The sequence below is a fragment of the Streptococcus oralis ATCC 49296 genome, assembly GCF_000185265.1.
Taxonomy (GTDB): Bacteria; Bacillota; Bacilli; order Lactobacillales; family Streptococcaceae; genus Streptococcus; species Streptococcus oralis_BC.
In genome coordinates, this window is sequence record NZ_GL622183.1 from 279,086 (window position 1) to 300,092 (window position 21,007).

Here is a 21,007-nt window from a genome sequence, read left to right on the forward strand (position 1 = left end):
TTTCTAGAAAGTCAGCAAGATCCATGACTTCCTCAGCTTTAGCAGATTCGGTTTCACCAAGAACGCCCATCAGGTCCTCCCAGCTAGTATCCATGACATCACGAATACTCATACCATATGGACCCTCAGTAGCTTGCTTAACAAATCTATAAAACCGTTTTAGCGCTTCACTTGGCTTTATTTTTTCTCCTTTGGGTCAACATCACCCACCAGATGAGAGTAGATATCTGCAAATACCGCAAAAATATCCGCCATATCTGTGTATTTCAAAAGTTCTTCCACTTCCAAATCTTCAAACAATGAGGCGATGAATTCCAATTGCTTGTCTAGTTTTTCAACTTCAGACGAGTTAGAAGATAGTGCTTCGTTGAGGATCAGATAGTCACGATAGTCCTTGGTAGTAATTTCCTTACTGGTCTTTTGAACATCTTGACCCTTTTCATTTTTAATTAAAAATTTAACCTTAGCCATTTACTTTCCTTTCTAGAAAAAAAGATAAAAAGAGAGCTTGCGCCCTCTTTCTACGCTGCAGCAACCATTTTAAGTTGACTTTTGAGTTTCTTGATTTTTTCTTCGTCATTACCAATGTACTTGCCATAGTAATTGCCTTTGATTTCTTCATCATCGCTTGCAATGGCTGAAAAACTCAAGCTGTCATCTGGAAGCTCCTCTTGCTTCTCTTTATGAGTTTCAAATTCTTCAGCATCCATTGAGAAGCTGCCTTTGAAGAAACCGACTTGCGCTTTCGTGCCGTTTGCTGTTTTAGATTCAAGCATAACTGAACAAAGTGGAGCAGCGCTATCTTCACCAATATAAACGATTTCGTCCTTAACTACATGCCCAAGGATTTTGGCAAGGACCATGTGAGGAATGTCAACAGCTGTCATTTCCATCTTCACATCACCTACACCGCGATTTGATGTGTGATAAGCAACATCGCTTCCGTAAGTTTTAACAGGTTCACTTGAAAGTCCTGTAATCTTAGCAGTGCGAGTCGCACCCTCACCGGTTTTACCTTCTACCACGAAAAGGTTTTTCCCAAGTGTTGGAGTAGCTTCCCCATCCAACACACGAATTGTCATGCGTTTAAAACCAACTAATGCCATTTATAGCACCTCTTTCTTTAATTTAGTATTCTTCGTATAGAGCACTTCGACCTTTGTAGGTCCGAGCATCTACATAGCGTTTGATTTCTGGAATCCATTCATCCAAACCACCATTAGTTTGATAAAATCCCTGGCCTTCCATAATCTTTTCAATTTTTCTTTGGAGTACTTTGCACTCCGTATAGTCAATAGACTCTACATTGATCTGATAGAGAAATGTCTTAGCCAGACTCGTATTACTACCATGAACTGCCTGCATCGGCGGACCAACTGGTCTGATAACGATACTTGGCTCATTATTTGGTAACGAGTCAGGACGTTTAAAAGATTTGATACTGATTCCAGCTAAAGACTCATCTTTTTTCAAAGCCTCATAGAGTTCATTAAACTTATCTTTAACCATCTAAAACCCTCCTATCTTCAAATGGCTAGCCACCCTGTATTTGTATGTTTTAGCATGAGCCTCTGAAAACCGTCTGATGACACCGAACCCCCTTGGATGCGGATTCTTACCATATCCAAACTCATTCAAGTGAACCAAACGCCAGCGAGAACCCTCACCAAAACCGATTTTCACAACAGGAACACCACTAGCAAGACCCGTCACACGTCCAGCAGTAGCACTTTCAATGGTTTCTCCAGTATCTTTGTAGACTTGCAGAGCACCTTTGAACTCTTCTAGAGTCTCGTTTGCGACTGCCTTTAAAGCTCGACTAGTAGCACGTTTAACCTTGTTATTACCAAGGCGCACCTCGATGTTTCTCAAAACATCGTCGAAACCTCTCAATTCTGCTCCGCTAGACATCTTGACCACCACCAATAACAACTATCAAAAAATCCCGATTGTCAAAATCAGGACGAACATCGATAATTTGCCATTTCTTGCCGCCTAGACGAATATCTCCGACTTCGACAAAATGCTCATTCTTTGGCTGGTAATCAGACAAAGGATCTCGGATTTTCAAAGTCATCTTAGCTTGCATAGACTTTCCAGTCGCAATCTCAATATCTTTGAAGCTAGGAGAGTAAACTTGGCCCATCGTAAAAAAAGCCTTCTCATGAGACACATCGCGACCATGAAGCCCCTCCTCGACTTTAGAAGTATAGAAAGTCAAGGGGGTTCTCAGGTCTCCGTTTTGAGCCTCTGGCTTTTTGTAGCGATAGCTAGGGCGATTATACATAGTATGGTGATGTTTCAGTTACTTCTGTAGTTTTTTCTTCCCATTCAACAAACTCAGGTAAAGCTGTATTGATTTCGTCAAAACGTTCCTTAGTTTCTTCGAATGTATCGCCCTCTTTGCGGACCATTCCAGCTTTCAAGTCATAAAATTCTTTTAAAACCTTAATCATGTTTTTCCTCCGGTTTGTAATTTTCTAGTGACAATGCCATCAAATCCCCTTGAAAGTTCTCATAGAAGAACTCAACTTGGTCATTATAGGCATATCGAGCACGTTCTAAAATAAGCTCTCTCACTCGTGGATCAGTAGTGTCCTTACTACCGACCAAGCTTAGGATTGCAGCCTCAGAACTTTCCAACATACGGGAGAGGTTATTATCCTCTCCATCATGAAAAATCCTCATCCGCTCCTTAAATGCTTTAAGGAGTGGGTGAAGTTCTTTTGTCTCCTCCATAGGGCGGCACCTTAGTCTTTACCAAGTTTTAGGGTCCAAACTGCAGCGGTTTTTTCATCGTGTGGTTTCCCATATGCAAATTGTTTGCCAGTGTAAAGATTGAGATCGTCAAATGCAAGAGTTTGGTCAAAAGTATCGAATTCAATTCCACCACCAATAACTGCATCGTAACGCCCTTTCACAAAAGTAGTGATTTTACCTGCTTCTTGAGCAATTGATGGGATTACAATTGGATTGAATGGAAGATTTGTTACAAATACACCAAGTCCATTCAGAGTGGTGAATTGAGTTGTAAAGTCAAGTTCATCGCTCGTATTTACAACGATAACCATGTTTCCACGAGTTACTACAGGTTTCCCGTTTACTTTAGTGGAATGGTATTTGTAAATTTCTTTGAATTCATTGATCGTGATGTTAGCTTTTTCTTCAGTCGTCTTTCCTTTTGCTCCAAGAGTTACATCACCAGATGATGTCTTAGCATTGTATGTTGTTTTCCCCGCTGCAACCGTTCCTGTCAAAGTACGGGACAAACCGATTGGTTTTTCATCTCCATCCCCATTCAAAAAGGCTGCTTCAAGAGCAACAGCGAAAGCTTCTGTAAGCTGGGCAGATACGAAAGAATGAAGCCAACCAGGTCCGAACTTTTCTGTGTCTTTTGGAAGGACAACAAAGGCAGTCAATTTGTTCTGAATAGCTTCTTCTTCACCGAATTCAGCAGTCAATTGACCCTTGATTTCATCGTTGATTTTCCCCCAAACTGCTACACCTGTTGTAGTAGAGCTAAGGAACTTCAAACGAGGGCCACCGTTACGGAGTCCAATATGTTCAAGCAATGGATGTTCTTGTACCATATCTTCAAAGATACGGTCAACTGTTTCTTGCGGGAAGAACTTTTCAATTTTTCCTGGAGCTTTTTTGTCCAAATTGTTGAAAAATTCACGTTCACGAAGAGACAGCTTTTCATCAAATGGACTTACTGCAACAAGACCATCTACTTCCTCACGAGCTGTTTTCTTTGCTTCATCCATAATGGCATCAAGCATCTTCCCATAAAGTTCTCCTTGCTTTTCAGCAGGTTCATTGTTTGTAACAGCATCCAGAAAGTTCTGACGAGCTGTTTTAAATTCATTTGATAATTTCATTCCCATTTTTAAATTTTCCTTTCTTAAAATGCAAAACGACCGAAACCACTAGGTTCAGTCGCTTTCTTATTTTCTGTGTTCGTTTTTTCTGGCTCATGCTCTGCCAGCTTTTGAGCCACTAGCTCAGCAATCTTGTCCACATCAGGAGTCATAGTAGCCTGCATCCGCTCGATAAAGTCTTGTGGGATCATTGGCGTTTCACTCGCTACTAAGAGTGGCGCAACCTCTTGCGCAAACATCACCTTATCCGCAAAACCATTCTCAACGGCTGCCTCGGCATCAAACCAGGTTGTCTGATTCATTAGCTCCAATAAATCATTCAATGCTTTCCCTGTCTTATGGACGTAAGCACTCGCAATAGACTTGTTAAAACCTTTTAACACAGCTGCCTCATGCTCTAAAGCGTTATGATCTCCATAAACGCCAGAGGATACATTATGAATCATGATTTGAGCAGTTGGGCTGATTTCAACAGAATCACCAGCCATAGCAATGACACTAGCAGCGCTTGCTGCAATACCTACGATTTTGACGGTTACTCGACCAGAGTAAGCGCGTAAAGCTGTGTAGATTTCGCTACCAGCGTAGACATCTCCACCACCAGAGTTAATGTGAATTTCTACATCTTCTCCAGTTTCCGGCAATACAATGTCTTTTGGTGCAGTAGCTTCCCTCTCAAATAACTCGTAGATCCACTTGCTGTTATTTGAGATAATTGTTCCTTTAATTGGAATTACCTTCATCTTCTTTTTTACCTCCTTTCTCTATTTCCTTACCAATCTGATAATTTTTAGTCATGACTGGTTTGTCACCCCAAGGAACCGCCTCAAGTCCTAGCTCCGCTCGGACTTCATTGATTAGCATTGCTCCAGAGGAGATTAATTTATCAATGTTTTCAGCCAAAGCAAACTTATCCCTCTGACCTTCCCCGATAATGACAAAGAAACGTTCCCCAGCATAAGCATCAGGACCAACTATGGCATGATTTAGCCCATCAGATACTTTCTTCACTAGAGATTTATAGCAGTAACTAGTAAACATTTTCTGACTGTTTTCTAGATTAGCCATATCCCCGTGCATCAATGCAGTTGGGATACCCAATATATCAGCAACCTCATCATCAAATTGCCTTCGAAGTTTTTTCAACTCATCAACAGACAGATTCGAAGTCCCAACCGTGTTTGTCAATTCGTTGTAGTCCAGCCCGTTTTGAGCTGGAACGATAGCCACTGATTTTTTAGTAAATGATTTGAATAGACCATCAGCATATTCTTGCATCTGCTTAAGTCTTTCCTCGTTAAAGGTGCCGTTTGTCTTAGTATTGAGAATACCTCGGATCTGATTGTTACGACCTAAAGCCTCAACTAAGCGACTATGTAGCTTTTCATAGTCTGCAAATAAGTCGCTCATGTATTCTTGCAGTCGATTATTGTTGTACTGCAAAAAAATCACATCACTCATAGCAAACTTTCGCTGAAACGTATAGTCTCGCACAGATACCATTTCAAAAGTATCATCATAGACTGCATATCGTTTTCGAGTGAAGCTATCAGCGACTAATAGTTGATCATCATCTGACAAGATGATGAGTACTTCATTTTTCGTCAATAGACGATAAATCACCTTTTGCCAAAATTCTGAAGCAGACTCATTGCGATTCGGACGGACATTTAAAAGATAATCCCAATTAGAGCGTTCGTGCTTGTTTTTGACCATGTAGCGAAACTCAGACTTTGCAAAGATACGAGCTACAAATTCAGCTGATTTATCTACAGCTAAACTTTTGAGATAAAGACTCCCAAAAATTCGCTCTAAATCATCAAAATCAAAACCAGTAATCACTTCCTTCCGAGCTTTGAAAATATCAAGCCACCCCATGTTGCAACCTCCTTTCTTTCATTTTCTGCCGACCACCCACCCAAAAATTATTCTTAGATTAAAAATCCCAACTATCAATCATGTCAAGGAATTCCCCAACATTCGACTCTTGCACCAGCTCACGCTTGTAGAGAGCAGCTATCAAAGCATGGAAACCATCCGTCTTTCTTCTGACAGGTTCTTTTTTCAAGAAACGCTTGTTGCCATCCTTGTCCTCTTTGACGTAGGTATTATCCGTATACCAAATCATAGAGTTATCGCCCTCAAAGATAAAACGCTCATTTGCAAATCCATCTTCTATGATTGGCGCAACCTTAGACTGAATAGCCCCAGGATTGCGCAAGAACTCATAGTCAAAGCCAGCCTCTTCCAAAAGAGGTTTCAACAAGTCCATTCTGAAACCATCAGCACATACAAGTTTAATTTGGTAAAGTTCGCTCCATTCTTCCAGCTTCGCAATCAAAAGCCGAGGATCAATACTCGGACCATCAACGATTGTAAACAAGCCTTTTTCGGCCCATTCTTCAATAGGCGCTTTTAGCTTGAATGCTTTCAAAAATGATTTCCGTGCAAATGAATGTTGCTTCCAGATGAACTCATCACCATTCTTAAACAGCAAACCGACACTGGCAAAGTCTCGGATGCTTGCATAGTCAAAGCCAGCCACACATGACCGACCTTTCAAGTCGATACCAGGAGACCGTAGACAAGCAAGTAATTTTTCACGAGACGTCACATCTTTCTCAAGGTCAGCTTCAGGAAGGTTCATCCGTTTAGTCATGAACTCCTGACGGCCAGACGGTTCCAACTCAAGATCATCATAGTCAGCCTTGGTTCTCGCAAGCAGCCTTTTAGCGTAAGGCGTACTTTCATCCAACATCGGATTTGCCTTTGGCCAATTCTTCATGTCGTCCACTTCATCCGCACTGTCTAGCTTGCAGATAAAGGGGAATAGCCTGAAATCATCAACCTCTCCATTCAAGATTTGCATAGACTTTTCTATCAACTTGTCATAGAATCCCTCACGCACATATCCATTCGTACCGTTGTAGAAAGTTCGAGCATGAGCAATCTTACCAAGACCGGACCGTTGAACCTTCACAGCCTTATCATCTTCAAATTGGTGAATCTCATCAAACTCTAGACAGCCATCACGAGCTGAGTCCATGGTCTTCGGATTATTTGTCCGAAAAGAAAAGACCGAGTTGTTCGCTCGACCTGTAATAGACATTTTAGTTAGATAGAAATGGTCCTCAAGACCACGCCTTTGGATGGTCTCATAGACCTCCTCAAACGAAACCTTACCCTGTTTCTCAGAGTTAGCGGTGATAGTTACATCATAATCTCTGATAGGGTAGATAGGACTGATAAAGAACGATGACCTTGCCGACATAAAACCATTCTTACCACCCCCACGAGCGAGTGTGTATAGATACTCGTCGAAGTGTGGCTCCCCGTCCTCTTTCCTAAAAAGAAAAATGAACGGAGTCAAGAAAAGCTGGTACTTAGCTAGAGGGAAAAAGTTCTTTTCCGTAAAACGAATGAACTTGTCAATCAAGTCATTATCAAAATACAAATCATCACGAGGATAAATTTTCTCCTTGATAATTTTAAACAGCAACTTTCTTTCTTTGTTGACAACGATTTCTCCACGCTCAGCCATTTTGATATAGTCATCAACCAACGGATGAGAAATCATAACAGATCACTTCCAGACGTCGGTTTCTCAACAGGAGAATTTTCAACTTCAAAATCAAACGATCGCTCAATAGCCAAAAGCTGATTGCTGGTTGTGTTGATTTCCTTGATGAGAGAATTCGCTTTTTGGAATCTTTGTTGCCCGTTGTGAACAGTGATGACCAATCCGTCTTCGTGAAGTCTGGCTTTCAGCTCATAGAGTAGTCTGACGAGATAAAGATAACGATTCACTTTTTCGTACTGAATCGCATCCTTTTTTCTAGGACTAAAATAGCCGATTTTAGAAAGTAGCTGATTTTCTAATTCTTTTATATTTTTTTCTGAGTATTCTTCCATTACCCCCCACCCCCTTTAATTTTTCGTTAAAAATTTGGACAGTTAACCCCTCCCACCGGTTCCCAAATCCTTAAAAATACTGGATTTTTTTGACCGGGGGGTGTTATCATCCCCAAAATTCATCTGTTCTGAAATTTTTCTCAATCATTTTTTTAGATTTTCGAAATTGGAAGCGACCGTGACGTTTATTGTGACATTCTTTACATAGAGTTCTAAGATTATCTAAGTCAAGAGCGAACTCTGGATAGAACTCCAGCTCCTTGATATGGTCAACCTCTAAGTTCTCTCTCATGACTTTGCCTTCGTCTTTGCACCAAACACATTCGTTATGATCACGTTCGAGTGCAAGTTTACGAAGTTCTCTCCATTCGCTAGAATTATAAAACTCTGTTCGGTCTGCTCTGGTTGAAACTTCAATCATTCGATTATTGATGTTGATGCTTTGAGCTCGAATTTATTTAGCTTGTCAATGCAATTGTTCAAGTGTTCGATTGCTTCGCAACATTCTTGAATTAACTCTTTTAATTCTGAGTCATTTTCAATTTCGACTCCAACTACAATTTTTCCTAATGGTTTTTGGTTGGTTGTTCTTTTATTAGATAGTCTTTTAAAAGTGCCTTTCATAACTATGTAAACTCCTTTGTTTCTGCTCTCTCAATTCCTTGTTTTACATATTCTAATGAATTCGCTACATGAGTTTTAACTCAGATTTATCAAGCGTTTATCCTGCATGCGTGAAACGAAATCATCATAACCTCAAAACAATGAATTGATGTCAAAATAAAAAAATTAAAAGCCCTGAAACTTAGTCATGGCTCTGTCTTGTGAATCTTGATTTTTGCCTATGTATCTTAGTGAAATACTCTGACTCGAATGGTTCAGTAGATCCATTATCAGAGCGACATCCTTTGTTTGCTCATACATAAATAGACCAAAGGTCTTTCTCATCGAGTGAGTAGCTATGTTTTCTAGACCAACTTCTTCAGCAGCTCTCTTTATAATCTTGTAAGCTGTGTTTGGTTTTATGTGCTGATGCTTTCCGTTTCGACTCGGAAACAGGAAGTCTTCATCTTTCTTGTCTTTGATGTACTGCCTCATGGCATTCTTGAATTTCTTTGGCATCTTTCGTTTGGTTGGTTTGTCTGTCTTTTCATCGACAATTTGGACATGCCAGCCTTTAACATGCTTTACTTTCAGTTTAACAATATCACCAATACGAAACCCTAGATTAACACCAGAAAGGAAGAGCATGAGGTTGCGTTGTCTATCTGACTCTTTGACTGCACTATGCAACGTCAGCCATTCAATCATAAGCTGAACATCATCTCTATTTCTGATTGGTTCAACAACTACCACATATCCTCACCTCCTTTTTAATGCACAAAAAAAAGCAGAGGTTTCCTCTCTGCTATTCTTCATGATACTAATTTACCACATTAAAATTATCATTTGCTATCATTCTTATCATACATTTTAGATAATTTTAGTAACGCTTTATGTTTTGCTCGCTGGATGGTTGCAGGACTACAATTTAGTTTGATTTGAACCTCTTTCCAAGAAAGGCCATCAATATACAGTAATCGCATCACGATGTTTTCCACTGGATCATCGAGCGACTCAATCGCTTGAACAAGTTCGTCACGTTCGTGGTACATTTGTTTGATTTCTTCATATAGCTGATCTGACTTGTCAATGATCAACACATTCAATTCTTCAGTTTGATTCTTGTTGCTTTTTGATTTCGGCATGCTATCGAACTGCTGCCCTCGTAAAATACCTGACTTCAAACTGATGATTTCCTGGTGCTTTGACTTCACTTTGATATCAATATAAGGCAGAGCCTTCAATCTTTTTTTGATGTCTATTGCCAAACCTTACCTCCTGATGTATTTTTACGCAATTGATAATATTTTACTCATGATTAGTAATCACGTTGCCCGCACCATTGACAGTGACCCAGCCGTGTTTCTCTCTGGCTTCCGCTTCCTTCATGCGGATAAGGTTATCTGTGATTGAGTCTGACTTCGCTTTGTTTGCTTTAGCTTCACCTTCTGCTTTGATGATGCCGGCATCCGCTTCAGCTTGAGCTTGAACTTTCTTGGTATCAGCTTCAACCTTAGCTTTTTCTTGTTCTTGTTTAGCTGTATCAATTTCCTTTTGCTTGACGGACTCATTCTTAATCGCGGCTTCAATCTCATCACCTGCATCTTGATCGGTTATCGTAAAGGAAACGAACTCCAAATCATAAGACTCAAATTTCTCTTTTAATGCTTTATCAATAGCCTCATAGACTTCTGTTCGCTTATTCCCAAGAATGTCGTAGATGTCATAATTCCCAGTAACCGACTCAATCGCTCGCTGTACTGCTGGAGATACTACGCTATCATTGACATTTTCCAAAGTCGTATAATTTGAGAAAACTGTCATAGCTTTCTCTTTATTTACTCGGTACTTTACATCAATGTTAGTATTCAGCCACTGCCCATCTTTTGTCTGAGTTGTAATTTTCTCCATCGTCTTTGTTTGAACTGATGTCGATAGAGTATACACCGTGTCAATGAAAGGCATTTTCAGATGATAGCCTGTTTGTAAAGTACTTTCTTGCACTCCTCCAATTGCACTAACTTTTACACCTACAGTGTTGGCAGGGATGCGCTTCACAGCAGTCACCCGAAAAATACCAAGTGAGACAATAGCTGCAATTGTAATGATGCCACCTTTTGCAAGTTTTGTAATTTTAGTTCTTCCTGTTTCGTGATCGTATTGTGTAAACATTGTTTTTACTCCTTTTTTTAAATAATTTTTCCTTCAAAGACTAAAGTAATTGTTCCTGTACCATTTCTGTGCTTTGATACCAAAGCGCGACAATCTGACCCAAACTCAACACCTTCAACAGTAATGCTATTTTTAGGTTTATCAACATTGATGATTACTCCGTTTGATGTTTTAATTCTCATGTTCCATCTCCTCAATTAACCAATCCAGATTTTTACGAGCCTTTTTCAAATCTTCAAGCCCATTCTTTTTTTGAAACCGCAACTGATATTTCAAAGCATTTCCTAGATAGAAACCCTTTAACTACTCAGGTGTCATGAAATTTCTTAGAGCATCGATAGATTGCATACCATATCGTCCTTGGTAGTGGATTGGGTTGTTTATGTTGTCAATGTTTTCTAATTCTGTGTTGTTCATATTTTTCTCCTAAAGTTCTTTTGCTATTGCAGCAATAACACTCACAGTCACGCTATTGCCAGCTTGTTTATATAGTTGACTGTTTGAGTTTACCTCTTGCGCTTTATCAAATGCCCAGTCTGGAAAACCTTGTAACCTCCAGCATTCACGAGGCGTTAGCTTTCTAATCCTAAATCCATCTGATAAATGATTGTTTTCGTGATAGCTATTACTTGTCAAAGTAGGAGCGATGTCATGTTGTCCGCCTTGGTTATAACCATGACCACGTTGAATAATTTTAGGCTCAAGTCCTCCACCTTGATATGCTCTGATTGTTGGTGCGATGCCATCTGTTTCGTAAACCACTCCACATTGATTAAAATTGGGTTGCAATACCCCAAATTGTTTTATAGTATTACTTTTTATTGCTATCTTTTGCCCCTCTCCCTTATTCGTTGTGAGAGTAGGAGCTAGACCGTCAGCTTGATAGACTTCTCCATTCATGCCGATACCAGATGGGTTGACATTACCGATTTTCACGACTGATTGGCTACTAGTTGACTGACTTTCTCCGCCGAGAGGAAAAACTCTTCTGGTACATTCTCCTCTAAGATGTCCGACAATGAACACCCGTTCTCTGTTTTGGGGTACTCCAAAATCCTTGCTGTTAAGGATTTGCCATTCCACATTGTACCCCAATTCATCCAAGGCTCCGAGGATGGTTTCAAATGTAGCTCCTCCGTCATGGTTGAGGAGTCCTTTGACGTTCTCAAGCAATAGATATTTAGGTCTGAGAATAGATGCGAACCGTGCAATCTCAAAAAACAAAGTTCCTCGTGTATCTTCAAAACCTCGTCTTGCTCCTGCAATTGAGAAAGCCTGGCACGGAAATCCTCCACAGATAATGTCCACACGTCCGATTCTTCGAATAGACTCATCTGATACTGCTGTGATGTCATGTAGTTCTATTTCTCCTTTCGTATCGTGTATAGCTTTGTAGCTAGCTCTTGCAAATTTGTCTATTTCGCAAAATCCTATACATTCATGGCCAGCTGACTCCATCCCAAGACGAAAGCCACCGATGCCTGCGAACAGATCTAGAAATTTCATAACCTCGCCTCATCCCCAACTTTCACCTTGTCATACACTTCCTTCGTAACTACGAAAATGCCGTAATCACGAATTGTGAGAGTGTATAGCTTGCCGTGTCGCCCTTTCTCGACGACCTTACCGAATATATCAGCGCCTGCATTATCTGCTTTATAGACGGTAATCGGCTTCTTTTCTTCCAAATCTCGAATCCTGCCCATCTGCCAGATGTTCAATCCAGCAGATAGCAGAATCCACATAACTATAAATCGTTTCAATCTGTGACCTCTTTTTCTTGTATTGTGTCCCACTTCTAAAAAATATCAATTTTAGCCGTTTTTAATTCCAATATCACGTCAAATCTAATACAGTTTATTTTCTTAGTCATGTCAACCAAATCCACGTTAGGCTTGAAAAAATCGCTATAGACCAAGCAACGGTGGCAAATATTGTCTAAAGCCACTTTAGTTGCACCATCAAGAGTAAAGACTTGATTCACATTAAAAATAAAATCTCTAATGTTATCAAGCGCTTTAACGCTAATAACGTTGTTCTGCATATCCTTGTTAAAAACTTGGGTGCTTTTGACAAATTCAATGATTTTATTTTTAGTCACTTTGTCTTTCATGTTACCACCTCACATATAAGTATTTTGTATCAATATCTTGTCCTAAAATACAATCTCTCAATGATCTCAAATCTTCTAACGCACTGCTGACGGTCCCCCATTTATTTGCAGGTTCATACTGCACATACTTTTCAGGATACTGTTCCAGTTCTGAGATGCCACGTTGAATGTTTTCAAAAATATCAGCAATGTTGTAAATTGTGCCTTGGTCGAAATCCCAATCCATAGCCACCCTGAACATTTTTCCAAGATTGTAAGTTGGAGAACTGTATTTAGGTTCATCAATGCAGATATATTGTCCACTTTCTATTTTTCCTAAGATTTCCAAGTCATAACTCATCTACCTGCCTCCTCTGCAACATACTGCAACCATACTAGGCACTCGTATAGATCCCTTGCTTTCCTTTTGATGTTGCTTAATGATTGACTGCTCAATTTATCATCCTTTTGTAAGACTTCTATCTTGAGATTTAAAATAGTAGCAGTCAATTCTTTTTCTTTTTTTAAACTTTCATTACATGACATCACTTAACCTCCTTAACTTCAATCCCTGGGCAATCAAACACCCAACTCATGTCATTTTTTTCTAGATCGGTTTTAGTATGATATCCTAAATAGAATACTCCATCATAGCTAGAGAAAATATAATCCTCATCTTCAGTGTGATAGTACAACTTTTGTTCACTTGATTTCAGGGTTACAATATATCGCTTCTCTTTCTCGACCTCATAGCCGTCCAGCCACGCTCGAGCAAAGAGTTCCATGTTGTCATCGTCCGTAAACCATTCGTCAATTTCTTTGTTTTTATAACTTCTGATTTCAGCCATCGCACCAAGTAAATGATAATCTTTATTTTTCTTGTGTTCGATGTATTCCGCCACAAACTGCGGTATTGTAACTTTCTGCGGTTCGTCTAGTTTAGAAACAAGTTCTATTACCGCGTCTATCTCAATATATTCTGCTTTGTTGCCAAAAATATTTTTTAAGCCTTCTATCCGTTCAATCAATTCCTGCTTATTCATTTTTGCTTCCTCCATAGATTAAATAAACTGCAATAACTAACTGAGACATGCCTGGTGAATAGCCAATCCAATCATCAAACTCCTTAGATTTTGGCAACCAATCCTTAGTGGCTCCTAAATCATAGTCTTTAGGTTTTTCATCAGCGAAGATACATTCCATCGCTCCCATAAACGTCATGCCATCTTCTGTCATTTCCCAGAAATAGTCCGCCCGATCTTTCACTGATTGTGGTAAATCTTGTTTGGGAGGCTTGGGCTTCCCGTCTTCTACCGACCAGCCGTATACTTCATTAACTTTTTTCTTTAAATCTTCCATCATCTTCACTAACTCCAACTTATTTTTAAAAATCCAGCTCTTGCCCCTCATGGCTCAGAGACACAAGAGCTAGCAAATTCTTTATACGCCATTCGTCCAAGTCTGACGCATATTCTAGCTCGCTTTTAACGTGGTTCGCGGCACGTTGATTTTATCGCTAAGTAATAGCAATCTATCGCGCCATAATCAAAACGTACATCGTCTTTTCCAATGTGCTTCTTGAATTTTGGTCTGGTAATACCTGAGAAAGCCCACTGATGGTCTTTCATCCGTTCGATAAGTTCATCCACATTGTTAAAACTTCCAAGAAAAAATTTGCAGTGCCCGTTGTAGACGAAGTAAAGATTTAACATCAATACCTCCTAAAATAACTTCAACTGCTTCTCATAAGCATCAAGTCTCTGTTGAGCGAGGTTGAAAATATTTTTGTCAAGCTCGCATCCGACGTAGTCAAAACCCAACTCCTGACAAGCAATCAAGCTACTTGCTGAACCGACGTGAGTATCGAGTATTTTATCGCCTTCTTTTGCGTAGTTTCGCAATAACCAAAGATAAAGGTTGACTGGTTTTTGTGTCGGATGGATTCTAACCTCATTCAATGCCTTATTTCCTTGCTGAATATGGCCTTCAGATATTGACTTGCCTTGCATCATACCATTCCACATATAGCGAAACAGCCGTGTACTATCATGTAAGCTGCAGTATGCTATCTCACAATCTGAAAAACTTGAATGACCATTAACTTTGTCCCAAACGATACGCCCAGAATCAAAAGAATAGTCGAAGTAGTTCACACCCCAAATAATTTGATTTTTAGATACCCTGAAAAGTTCATCAAAATAATCTCTATTTGGAATTTGCCACTCTGAGGTTTTGCCATACAGTCTATTGACACCAATCGGACTAACTTTTCGACCATAGTATTCTCTTTTTTCTGGTCCAGAAAAATAAGGTGGATCAACAATAGCTAGGTCGAAGTAATCATCAGGATATTGTTTCATGATGTCCATACAATCGTTGTTAAAAAACTCTCTCATCAATACCTCCTATCCTTCATCCCAGCTGGATACACAAAGCACTTTCCAGTTGCTCCCTCAAAGATACGACTTGATAAAGCTCCATTCCCAAAATCATCCGAGTAGAGCTCTTTAATTTCTTCACTAGACAGATTCGTGTTGATAATCGTATTCGTTCGATTATCCAGGATCTTGAACAATATCTGATGAGCCCACTCATTGCGCTTGGTGTCAGCCTTTCGACTCTCTTTCCCAAGGTCATCCAGGAAAAGAAAGTCAACCTCAGACAGTAGCTTGACCATCTTAGCCTCTGAAAAGCCGTTGTCAAACTCAAAACTTTCACGAATCTTATCAAACAAAGCCACAACAGACACAAAGAGCACGCTTTTCGGCTCGTCATAAGACTTAAATTGTTCATTGAGAAACCGAGCAAATCCATAGGTCAGATGACTCTTACCAACACCAGACGGGCCAGTGATGATAGCATTTCCAGTCTCACCTCTAGCATACCCACGTTCCAATCGCTTCACGAAATTCATAGCATTTTCATCGATGTCAACTTGAATTTCATAATCGTGTAGTGACTTGCTGGCCAGCTTACTTGAAACGATACTGTCACGTTCAAAGACCTCGTAAGTATCCGATAGCTTACTCTTGACCTCAGATTCCATATTCAACTGTTTTTCAAAGAGCCGAATGTTCTCTTTCTCGCACTCAGGACATTGACTGATTTCCTCAACATTGCCCTTGATAGGAATTTTAACAGACCAAAGATGGCATCCATGGATTTCACAGACATCATCAAGAACCGTTCTGGTTCTGAATTGTTTAAACTGTTTCATTTAAAATCCTAGCCTTTCGTCAACAGTACTAGTCAAAATTGTAGATCGTTTTGGCATAGGTTGATTCAGATAGTTGTCCATCTTATTCCCAAAAAGTGTTTGAGGCTGAAGATACTGTTCATACTCTGTACCTTTCCACTTAGCGACCATAATATCCACAACCTTTTTAAAATCTTCAAGGACATATCCCTCTTTTAACCTTGCTTTGATAAATTTTTGATGACTAGCAGTATTTACCTTGAAATTCTTCTTAGCTTTCAAATTGAGATAAGAAATAACTTCTTTACAAATCGACAATATATTATTGTTATTCTCAGTCTTAGTATTCTCAGTCTTGATTGTGTGTACTTTTTGCACTTCCGAAAGTGTATTTTCTACACTTCCATGGTGTACTTTTTGCACTTCCTGAAATGTACTTTCTACACTTCCGTTAAGAGCATCAAGATAAATGCGGTTTGGTAAGTTCATACCTTGTCTGACTTCCGTCATTAGACCAGCATCTTTCAATTCCTTTTTGATTTTGATAATCGTCTTGTTGCTATTGCAATTTAAGTCAATCATCAACTGTTCATTGGTGTAATACTGAAAAACGTTCCCTTCTTTATCATGCCAGCCATTTTTTAAAGATAGTTCTAACCTATCAAAAAGAAGCATATAGAGCATTTTAGCGTTATTGCTCAATGTCTTATATTTCTCATCATAGATGAATGGCTTTGGAAATTTGAAAAACGATAAGAAGCCAGTGACTTCACTTTTTTTAATCATTGCACTACTCCTTTCTTCTAATTTTTAGTGTTATATCCATATTCAGGATTTGTTGCTTTAAAATCAGCTATGTATTTACTTTCTAACGCCAGTAATTCATTTTCTGTACCATCTTTTAACTTGTCGATAACTTCGTATGTCCAGTCTGTGATGTCGCTTTTTTTCATCACTTCGTGGAAATAACTTCCTGATTGCGCTTTAAAGTGTTGAAACCAACGAAAAATAGGATGATTAACAGTTTTTCCGATATAGACTTTACCAGTCTGTTTATGGGTGATTTTATAGATGAAACCAACTACACTGTTACTTCTATATGTTCTGACATCTTCAGCAAGCCTATTTGCATAAAATTGTTCTTCATGTTCTAAACAACAAAAATAATAACCGCTATAATTATTGTTCTTTATGTCAATTCTATTGACAGGATTTTCTCCACAAAATTTACACGGAATTTTTTCGGTCCAAAAATTTTCCCAGTTTTCACTCAATTCATAAACATTGACAAAAAAGAATTCTCCTTTCGAAGTTCTTTGAGGTATCTTTTCTGAAAAATATTCTGGATAATCTTCTTTGATTTTTGTCAAAACATCCTTCTTAGTTTCTAAATCAAAGTAGAGCCTTCGTTCTACTTGTTGAGAGTAGTAACTATCTTTGTTTTCTTTTCTGTGATTGATTCTCACAAACCAATTTGCCATCTACTCCTCCACACTTGAAAATTTTGTGTATTCCTTGTGAAAATACAACTTCACTGTCCCTAGACTTCCATGCCGATTCTTTTCCATGATCAACTCAGTCACGTTGTTCGCTTCTTGACTATCTGCCTGTTCCTTCTGGTAGTAGGCATCACGATACAAGAATGCTACAATATCAGCATCTTGCTCGATCGAGCCTGACTCTCTCAAATCTGCTAGCATCGGACGCTTATCCTGTCTCTGCTCAACTGTACGGCTTAACTGCGATAGGGCTATGACAGGTACTTTCAAATCCTTAGCTAGTATCTTCAATTCCCTTGAAATTTCTGAAACAATCTGCTGACGATTCTCCCCCTTGGACCCAGTAATCAACTGTAAGTAGTCTATGACTATAGTGCCTAGGCCACCCATTTCTTGAGACAATTTCCTAGCTTTTGACCGTATATCTGAAATCCGAATACCAGCCGTATCATCTACGAAAATAGGCGCATCATAGAGATTATTTTGTGCTTGTACAAGTCTTCTCCATTCATCAGGGCTCAAGTTCCCAGTCTTTAGATGATAAGCTGGAACCATGCCCTCTGATGCCACCATACGCTCGATCAGTTCTTCTGCTCCCATTTCAAGTGAGAAGATGACGGCAGGTTTTCTTTCCATTGTAGCCACATGCTTAGCGATATTAAGAGCCAATGCCGTCTTACCCATAGCTGGACGAGCGGCAAGGATGATAAGATTCCCTTCATGAAGGCCTGTTGTTATCTTATCTAATCCGATAAAGCCAGTAGAGAGACCAGTCACGAATCCATCTGTATGCGAGCGAGTCTCGACTATCTGCATATGTGTATCTAGGATATCAGCCACATTACGAAATCCTGTGCCTGTATTTTGATTGCTGATGTCAAGCATAGACTTTTCAGTCTTTGCTATGATGTCACCAATCGATACATCACCTTGATAAGCGCTAGAGAGCGAATCAGACAGGTCAGCGATTACTTTTCGGAGCGTTGACTTGTCTTTTACAAGCTTTGCATAGTGCTCCACGTTTTTTGAAGTTGGTGTGGAATTTACCAACTCGACAACGTAGTTTATGCCCCCGATTTTTGAAATATCTCCCTGATTAGTAAGAGCAGACACCATAGTCGTAGCATCGATTGGCTCACCTTTTTCAAGTAATAACAACATTGTTTTAAAAACAATCTTGTTAGCAGGCTTATAGAAATCATCAGGAGTCAATTCATCTGCCAGTGAAATGATGGTGTCAGGTGCGATAAATACTGCCCCAAGAACCGACTGTTCAGCTACTAGATCATGAGGTAATATTCTAAAATCTTCACTCATGCGCTATCCTCCCAATACTTTTCCAAATCCACATTCATCACTGCAGCAAGGTTCTTTTGCTCGGTCAAGATTTGTCTGCGATAAGGCGCAAGCCCAGCTTGTCGCTCTTCCTCGCTACGAGGCAAATAGTAGCCGTTTGGCTTCATTTTCTTAGCTACTATAGGATGTCTAAAATTAACACGCAAGCTTTCGATAATCTCCTCCAGCTTACGCTTCGAGAGTCCAGTCTCTAAGCGGATTTCACTCGCTTGAATGGGCAAATCGAAAGTAGCGCAATTCATGATCATGTTTAACACACGTATTTCCATCTCGCTCATATCACGACTAACAGTCATGTCTTTGCCCTCCATTTTCTAGGATTCTGACGAAAATCCATGGTCATTTCCTGATAAAGCAAACGCCCATTTTCTTCTAAGAGGCCTGCATTTTGCTTTCTTAGAAAATCATTGTTACTTGCTTCTTCCTGGTAGTCCTGAGCGAGTCTGTCATAGTCTTCGATGCATGATCTAAAAACTTGTGGTACATCCTCAATCGATGAAGCGAGGCCTATAGGAGGTTGTGTGTCATATGTGAATCTCCTATCGCTATTTTTCAAGTTTCTTCGTACAACTTCTCTAAAATTCTCAGACTCTTCGATGATAATCGCTTTTTTTTCTTCAGTCTTTTCTTCATCTTTGGATGTAAGTAGCAGCAGGATGAAGACCACGATAAAGATAGTCAATAAGCCAAGCAATTGGCTTGATAAAGTTGGTTCTGTCATTTTGTTCTCCTTACGCTCTTAATTTTCGTACTTCTTTTTCTAATTCCAAAATTTCATAAACATCATTGACATCGTACATAATATCTTTCCCTTGCTTACGAAATCTTAATCCTTTTCGTTCTAACTTCTTAATATAGCCGTGAGTAAAGCCGAACTTCTTCATCAAGGCTTGTTGATTGATTGGCATACGATCATTCTCTAGCTGCTCCTTGACCTGCTTTTCAGCAAAAGCCAATAATTGATTCGTGAACAATTCAGCATTTTCGCCGTCCAATCGTAATTGTAACGTTATACCTTCCATTTTTTACATCCTCTCAACTATGCGGGCAAGCATCTTTGTGATATAATAGTTTAAATTGTTTAAGTAAGTACCTGATTTCCGTCAGGTGCTTTTTTGCGTTGTTCATAGTGCTCATTTTCTATTGCGGTTAAACCGCAATGTTGTGTAAAAAAATAATGTCATCAATAGACACATCAAAAGTAGTAGCGATTTGATAAGCCTGCGTCACGGTAGGCTCTGTTTTACCTCGTTCCCAATTTCCCCAAGTATCGGCAGAGACATCAAGGGCCTTAGCTGCGTCCACTTGTCGCCAGTTCTTTAGCGTTCGCAATGTTTTAAGAGTCATTTTTGGCATGTTGCTGTCCTTTCTATCGTTTTTTTATAATTGACTGACTCAACTATGATTATATTATAATGCGGTTAAACCGCAATGTCAAGTATTTTTTGCGTTTTTTTCGTATTTTTTTATTTTTTTCTTTACTTTTTTGCGTTTTTGCCGTAATATATACTATATGAAGGAGTGATAAAAATGAGCAATAATAAAAGTAAAGAAATTTTTTCTGCGAACTTGGAAAATTTGATGAGTAGCAGAGGGATTGATAGAAATAAGCTCTGTTCTGATCTCGGATTGAAGTACACTACTGTAAGAGATTGGTTAAAAGGCATAACTTATCCTCGGATAGGAAAAATCGAATTACTTGCAGACTATTTTGGAGTTAATAAATCAGACTTAATAGAGGATAAAGCCCAGGAAGTAAAAGAGCTAAAAATTCCCACATCCCCGTTGGTTCATAAAATTACTGAAAAGGTTGTCAAGTTATCAACTCCGAGAAAACAAAAGGTTCTTAACTACGCTAACGAACAATTAAAAGAACAAAATAATAAAGTAATCACAATTGAGGAAAAGCTTTTTGAATACCGTGTTTTTGAAAAATTGGCGGCTGGTAATGGTTACTCTTATTTTAACGACGGAAACTATGATACTGTTTTTTATAATAAAGATTTAGATCATGATTTTGCCTCTTGGGTTTTTGGTGACTCTATGGAACCTAAGTTCCAAAACGGAGAGGTTGTCCTCATAAAAGAGACTGGTTTTGATTATGACGGAGCGGTTTATGCCGTTGATTGGGACGGTCAAACGTATATTAAAAAGGTTTATCGTGAACCTGATGGATTGCGTTTAGTCTCCCTTAATCCAAAATATAAAGATAAGTTCGCACCATTTGAAGAAGATCCTAGAATTATTGGAAAAATTGTCGGAAACTTCATGCCATCTGAAAATTAAGGTCAAGGTG

36 protein-coding genes and 1 pseudogene are annotated in these 21,007 nt (G+C 39.2%); 1 reads left to right on the top strand and 36 read right to left on the bottom strand.

Translation table 11 applies throughout. The features are described from left to right. Nucleotides 1–177: 177 nt before the first annotated feature. The 36 genes and pseudogenes from gpG to HMPREF8578_RS03745 all read right to left on the bottom strand — a co-directional run bounded on the left by gpG (nucleotide 178) and on the right by HMPREF8578_RS03745 (nucleotide 20,067). Entirely contained in the window at nucleotides 178–471 is a 294-nt protein-coding gene (gene gpG, locus HMPREF8578_RS03580; RefSeq protein ID WP_001151313.1) for a phage tail assembly chaperone G, read from the bottom strand. A 50-nt stretch (nucleotides 472–521) separates the two neighbouring features. Continuing rightward, complete coding sequence (locus HMPREF8578_RS03585; protein WP_001229634.1) at nucleotides 522–1,106, bottom strand: major tail protein; 585 nt, start codon at nucleotides 1,104–1,106, stop codon at nucleotides 522–524. Between the two features lie 22 nt (nucleotides 1,107–1,128). Beyond that, nucleotides 1,129–1,509 carry a hypothetical protein gene (locus HMPREF8578_RS03590; RefSeq protein WP_000237787.1) on the bottom strand — a complete coding sequence of 127 codons (381 nt, stop codon included), beginning with the start codon at nucleotides 1,507–1,509 and terminating at the stop codon, nucleotides 1,129–1,131. Beyond that, entirely contained in the window at nucleotides 1,510–1,911 is a 402-nt protein-coding gene (locus HMPREF8578_RS03595; RefSeq protein WP_000094242.1) for a hypothetical protein, read from the bottom strand. It abuts the gene before it with no gap. Continuing rightward, nucleotides 1,904–2,287, bottom strand: a complete 384-nt coding sequence (locus tag HMPREF8578_RS03600; protein ID WP_000282764.1) for a hypothetical protein — start codon at nucleotides 2,285–2,287, stop codon at nucleotides 1,904–1,906. The genes HMPREF8578_RS03595 and HMPREF8578_RS03600 overlap by 8 nt, the downstream gene beginning before the upstream one ends. Then, complete coding sequence (locus tag HMPREF8578_RS12550) at nucleotides 2,280–2,456, bottom strand: hypothetical protein (protein WP_196218662.1); 177 nt, start codon at nucleotides 2,454–2,456, stop codon at nucleotides 2,280–2,282. The genes HMPREF8578_RS03600 and HMPREF8578_RS12550 overlap by 8 nt, the downstream gene beginning before the upstream one ends. Beyond that, a complete protein-coding gene (locus HMPREF8578_RS03605) occupies nucleotides 2,449–2,739 on the bottom strand; it encodes a phage gp6-like head-tail connector protein (RefSeq protein ID WP_000393172.1) in 291 nt (96 codons plus the stop codon). The genes HMPREF8578_RS12550 and HMPREF8578_RS03605 overlap by 8 nt, the downstream gene beginning before the upstream one ends. A gap of 11 nt (nucleotides 2,740–2,750) precedes the next feature. Further along, nucleotides 2,751–3,887 carry a phage major capsid protein gene (locus HMPREF8578_RS03610; protein WP_000525543.1) on the bottom strand — a complete coding sequence of 379 codons (1,137 nt, stop codon included), beginning with the start codon at nucleotides 3,885–3,887 and terminating at the stop codon, nucleotides 2,751–2,753. Nucleotides 3,888–3,904: 17 nt separating this feature from the next. Then, complete coding sequence (locus HMPREF8578_RS03615) at nucleotides 3,905–4,624, bottom strand: head maturation protease, ClpP-related (protein ID WP_000864708.1); 720 nt, start codon at nucleotides 4,622–4,624, stop codon at nucleotides 3,905–3,907. Then, on the bottom strand, nucleotides 4,605–5,759 hold the full coding sequence (locus tag HMPREF8578_RS03620; RefSeq protein ID WP_000539759.1) for a phage portal protein: 1,155 nt from the start codon (nucleotides 5,757–5,759) through the stop codon (nucleotides 4,605–4,607). The genes HMPREF8578_RS03615 and HMPREF8578_RS03620 overlap by 20 nt, the downstream gene beginning before the upstream one ends. A 58-nt stretch (nucleotides 5,760–5,817) precedes the next feature. Then, complete coding sequence (locus tag HMPREF8578_RS03625) at nucleotides 5,818–7,458, bottom strand: terminase TerL endonuclease subunit (protein WP_000623343.1); 1,641 nt, start codon at nucleotides 7,456–7,458, stop codon at nucleotides 5,818–5,820. Continuing rightward, nucleotides 7,455–7,793, bottom strand: coding sequence for a hypothetical protein (locus HMPREF8578_RS03630; protein ID WP_000393462.1), 339 nt, complete (start codon nucleotides 7,791–7,793; stop codon nucleotides 7,455–7,457). The genes HMPREF8578_RS03625 and HMPREF8578_RS03630 overlap by 4 nt, the downstream gene beginning before the upstream one ends. Nucleotides 7,794–7,899: 106 nt before the next feature. Further along, nucleotides 7,900–8,214 carry an HNH endonuclease gene (locus HMPREF8578_RS03635; protein WP_000573816.1) on the bottom strand — a complete coding sequence of 105 codons (315 nt, stop codon included), beginning with the start codon at nucleotides 8,212–8,214 and terminating at the stop codon, nucleotides 7,900–7,902. Then, nucleotides 8,211–8,417: a hypothetical protein gene (locus HMPREF8578_RS03640; RefSeq protein ID WP_000679058.1), complete on the bottom strand. Its 207-nt coding sequence runs from the start codon at nucleotides 8,415–8,417 to the stop codon at nucleotides 8,211–8,213. Before HMPREF8578_RS03640 ends, HMPREF8578_RS03635 begins: the two co-directional genes overlap by 4 nt. A 165-nt stretch (nucleotides 8,418–8,582) precedes the next feature. Beyond that, complete coding sequence (locus HMPREF8578_RS03645) at nucleotides 8,583–9,149, bottom strand: tyrosine-type recombinase/integrase (protein ID WP_000261915.1); 567 nt, start codon at nucleotides 9,147–9,149, stop codon at nucleotides 8,583–8,585. An 89-nt stretch (nucleotides 9,150–9,238) separates the two neighbouring features. Then, nucleotides 9,239–9,664 carry a DUF1492 domain-containing protein gene (locus HMPREF8578_RS03650; RefSeq protein ID WP_000963209.1) on the bottom strand — a complete coding sequence of 142 codons (426 nt, stop codon included), beginning with the start codon at nucleotides 9,662–9,664 and terminating at the stop codon, nucleotides 9,239–9,241. A 40-nt stretch (nucleotides 9,665–9,704) separates the two neighbouring features. Beyond that, nucleotides 9,705–10,568 (bottom strand): SPFH domain-containing protein, encoded by an 864-nt coding sequence (locus HMPREF8578_RS03655; RefSeq protein ID WP_000495100.1) that lies wholly within the window; start codon nucleotides 10,566–10,568, stop codon nucleotides 9,705–9,707. Nucleotides 10,569–10,585: 17 nt separating this feature from the next. Beyond that, complete coding sequence (locus HMPREF8578_RS12555) at nucleotides 10,586–10,750, bottom strand: hypothetical protein (RefSeq protein ID WP_001220819.1); 165 nt, start codon at nucleotides 10,748–10,750, stop codon at nucleotides 10,586–10,588. Further along, nucleotides 10,740–10,985: pseudogene (locus HMPREF8578_RS03660) on the bottom strand (DUF3310 domain-containing protein). The gene HMPREF8578_RS12555 and the pseudogene HMPREF8578_RS03660 overlap by 11 nt, the downstream one beginning before the upstream one ends. 9 nt (nucleotides 10,986–10,994) lie before the next feature. Further along, complete coding sequence (locus HMPREF8578_RS03665) at nucleotides 10,995–12,074, bottom strand: DNA cytosine methyltransferase (RefSeq protein ID WP_000670040.1); 1,080 nt, start codon at nucleotides 12,072–12,074, stop codon at nucleotides 10,995–10,997. Further along, nucleotides 12,071–12,331, bottom strand: a complete 261-nt coding sequence (locus HMPREF8578_RS03670; RefSeq protein ID WP_002892696.1) for a DUF1372 family protein — start codon at nucleotides 12,329–12,331, stop codon at nucleotides 12,071–12,073. Before HMPREF8578_RS03670 ends, HMPREF8578_RS03665 begins: the two co-directional genes overlap by 4 nt. 35 nt (nucleotides 12,332–12,366) lie before the next feature. After that, nucleotides 12,367–12,681 carry a hypothetical protein gene (locus tag HMPREF8578_RS03675; RefSeq protein ID WP_000653686.1) on the bottom strand — a complete coding sequence of 105 codons (315 nt, stop codon included), beginning with the start codon at nucleotides 12,679–12,681 and terminating at the stop codon, nucleotides 12,367–12,369. Nucleotide 12,682: 1 nt separating this feature from the next. Next, nucleotides 12,683–13,021, bottom strand: a complete 339-nt coding sequence (locus HMPREF8578_RS03680; protein ID WP_000119454.1) for a hypothetical protein — start codon at nucleotides 13,019–13,021, stop codon at nucleotides 12,683–12,685. Beyond that, nucleotides 13,018–13,206, bottom strand: a complete 189-nt coding sequence (locus tag HMPREF8578_RS03685) for a hypothetical protein (protein WP_001277752.1) — start codon at nucleotides 13,204–13,206, stop codon at nucleotides 13,018–13,020. Before HMPREF8578_RS03685 ends, HMPREF8578_RS03680 begins: the two co-directional genes overlap by 4 nt. After that, a complete protein-coding gene (locus HMPREF8578_RS03690; RefSeq protein ID WP_001041152.1) occupies nucleotides 13,206–13,703 on the bottom strand; it encodes a DUF1642 domain-containing protein in 498 nt (165 codons plus the stop codon). The genes HMPREF8578_RS03685 and HMPREF8578_RS03690 overlap by 1 nt, the downstream gene beginning before the upstream one ends. Further along, nucleotides 13,696–14,022 carry a hypothetical protein gene (locus HMPREF8578_RS03695; protein WP_000969622.1) on the bottom strand — a complete coding sequence of 109 codons (327 nt, stop codon included), beginning with the start codon at nucleotides 14,020–14,022 and terminating at the stop codon, nucleotides 13,696–13,698. The genes HMPREF8578_RS03690 and HMPREF8578_RS03695 overlap by 8 nt, the downstream gene beginning before the upstream one ends. Before the next feature lie 122 nt (nucleotides 14,023–14,144). Further along, nucleotides 14,145–14,372 carry a hypothetical protein gene (locus HMPREF8578_RS03700; protein ID WP_000933620.1) on the bottom strand — a complete coding sequence of 76 codons (228 nt, stop codon included), beginning with the start codon at nucleotides 14,370–14,372 and terminating at the stop codon, nucleotides 14,145–14,147. 9 nt (nucleotides 14,373–14,381) lie between these two features. Then, on the bottom strand, nucleotides 14,382–15,056 hold the full coding sequence (locus HMPREF8578_RS03705) for a DNA methyltransferase (protein WP_001206576.1): 675 nt from the start codon (nucleotides 15,054–15,056) through the stop codon (nucleotides 14,382–14,384). Continuing rightward, the gene (locus tag HMPREF8578_RS03710) at nucleotides 15,056–15,877 is read right to left on the bottom strand and encodes an ATP-binding protein (RefSeq protein ID WP_000808619.1); all 822 of its coding nucleotides are present in this window, start codon (nucleotides 15,875–15,877) and stop codon (nucleotides 15,056–15,058) included. Before HMPREF8578_RS03710 ends, HMPREF8578_RS03705 begins: the two co-directional genes overlap by 1 nt. After that, complete coding sequence (locus HMPREF8578_RS03715) at nucleotides 15,878–16,642, bottom strand: conserved phage C-terminal domain-containing protein (protein ID WP_000592629.1); 765 nt, start codon at nucleotides 16,640–16,642, stop codon at nucleotides 15,878–15,880. A gap of 17 nt (nucleotides 16,643–16,659) precedes the next feature. Further along, nucleotides 16,660–17,337 carry a GIY-YIG nuclease family protein gene (locus tag HMPREF8578_RS03720; protein ID WP_000024690.1) on the bottom strand — a complete coding sequence of 226 codons (678 nt, stop codon included), beginning with the start codon at nucleotides 17,335–17,337 and terminating at the stop codon, nucleotides 16,660–16,662. Continuing rightward, nucleotides 17,338–18,672, bottom strand: a complete 1,335-nt coding sequence (dnaB, locus tag HMPREF8578_RS03725) for a replicative DNA helicase (RefSeq protein WP_001287688.1) — start codon at nucleotides 18,670–18,672, stop codon at nucleotides 17,338–17,340. It abuts the gene before it with no gap. Beyond that, complete coding sequence (locus HMPREF8578_RS03730; protein ID WP_000218783.1) at nucleotides 18,669–19,007, bottom strand: hypothetical protein; 339 nt, start codon at nucleotides 19,005–19,007, stop codon at nucleotides 18,669–18,671. The genes dnaB and HMPREF8578_RS03730 overlap by 4 nt, the downstream gene beginning before the upstream one ends. Beyond that, nucleotides 19,004–19,432: a hypothetical protein gene (locus HMPREF8578_RS03735; protein ID WP_000138809.1), complete on the bottom strand. Its 429-nt coding sequence runs from the start codon at nucleotides 19,430–19,432 to the stop codon at nucleotides 19,004–19,006. The genes HMPREF8578_RS03730 and HMPREF8578_RS03735 overlap by 4 nt, the downstream gene beginning before the upstream one ends. Nucleotides 19,433–19,442: 10 nt before the next feature. Continuing rightward, on the bottom strand, nucleotides 19,443–19,733 hold the full coding sequence (locus tag HMPREF8578_RS03740) for a hypothetical protein (protein ID WP_000398532.1): 291 nt from the start codon (nucleotides 19,731–19,733) through the stop codon (nucleotides 19,443–19,445). 127 nt (nucleotides 19,734–19,860) lie between these two features. Further along, entirely contained in the window at nucleotides 19,861–20,067 is a 207-nt protein-coding gene (locus HMPREF8578_RS03745; protein WP_001125552.1) for a helix-turn-helix transcriptional regulator, read from the bottom strand. 174 nt (nucleotides 20,068–20,241) lie between these two features. Here HMPREF8578_RS03745 and HMPREF8578_RS03750 point away from each other — a divergent pair, with 174 nt between their 5' ends. Further along, nucleotides 20,242–20,997 (top strand): LexA family transcriptional regulator, encoded by a 756-nt coding sequence (locus HMPREF8578_RS03750; protein WP_000069477.1) that lies wholly within the window; start codon nucleotides 20,242–20,244, stop codon nucleotides 20,995–20,997. Nucleotides 20,998–21,007 lie beyond the last annotated feature (10 nt).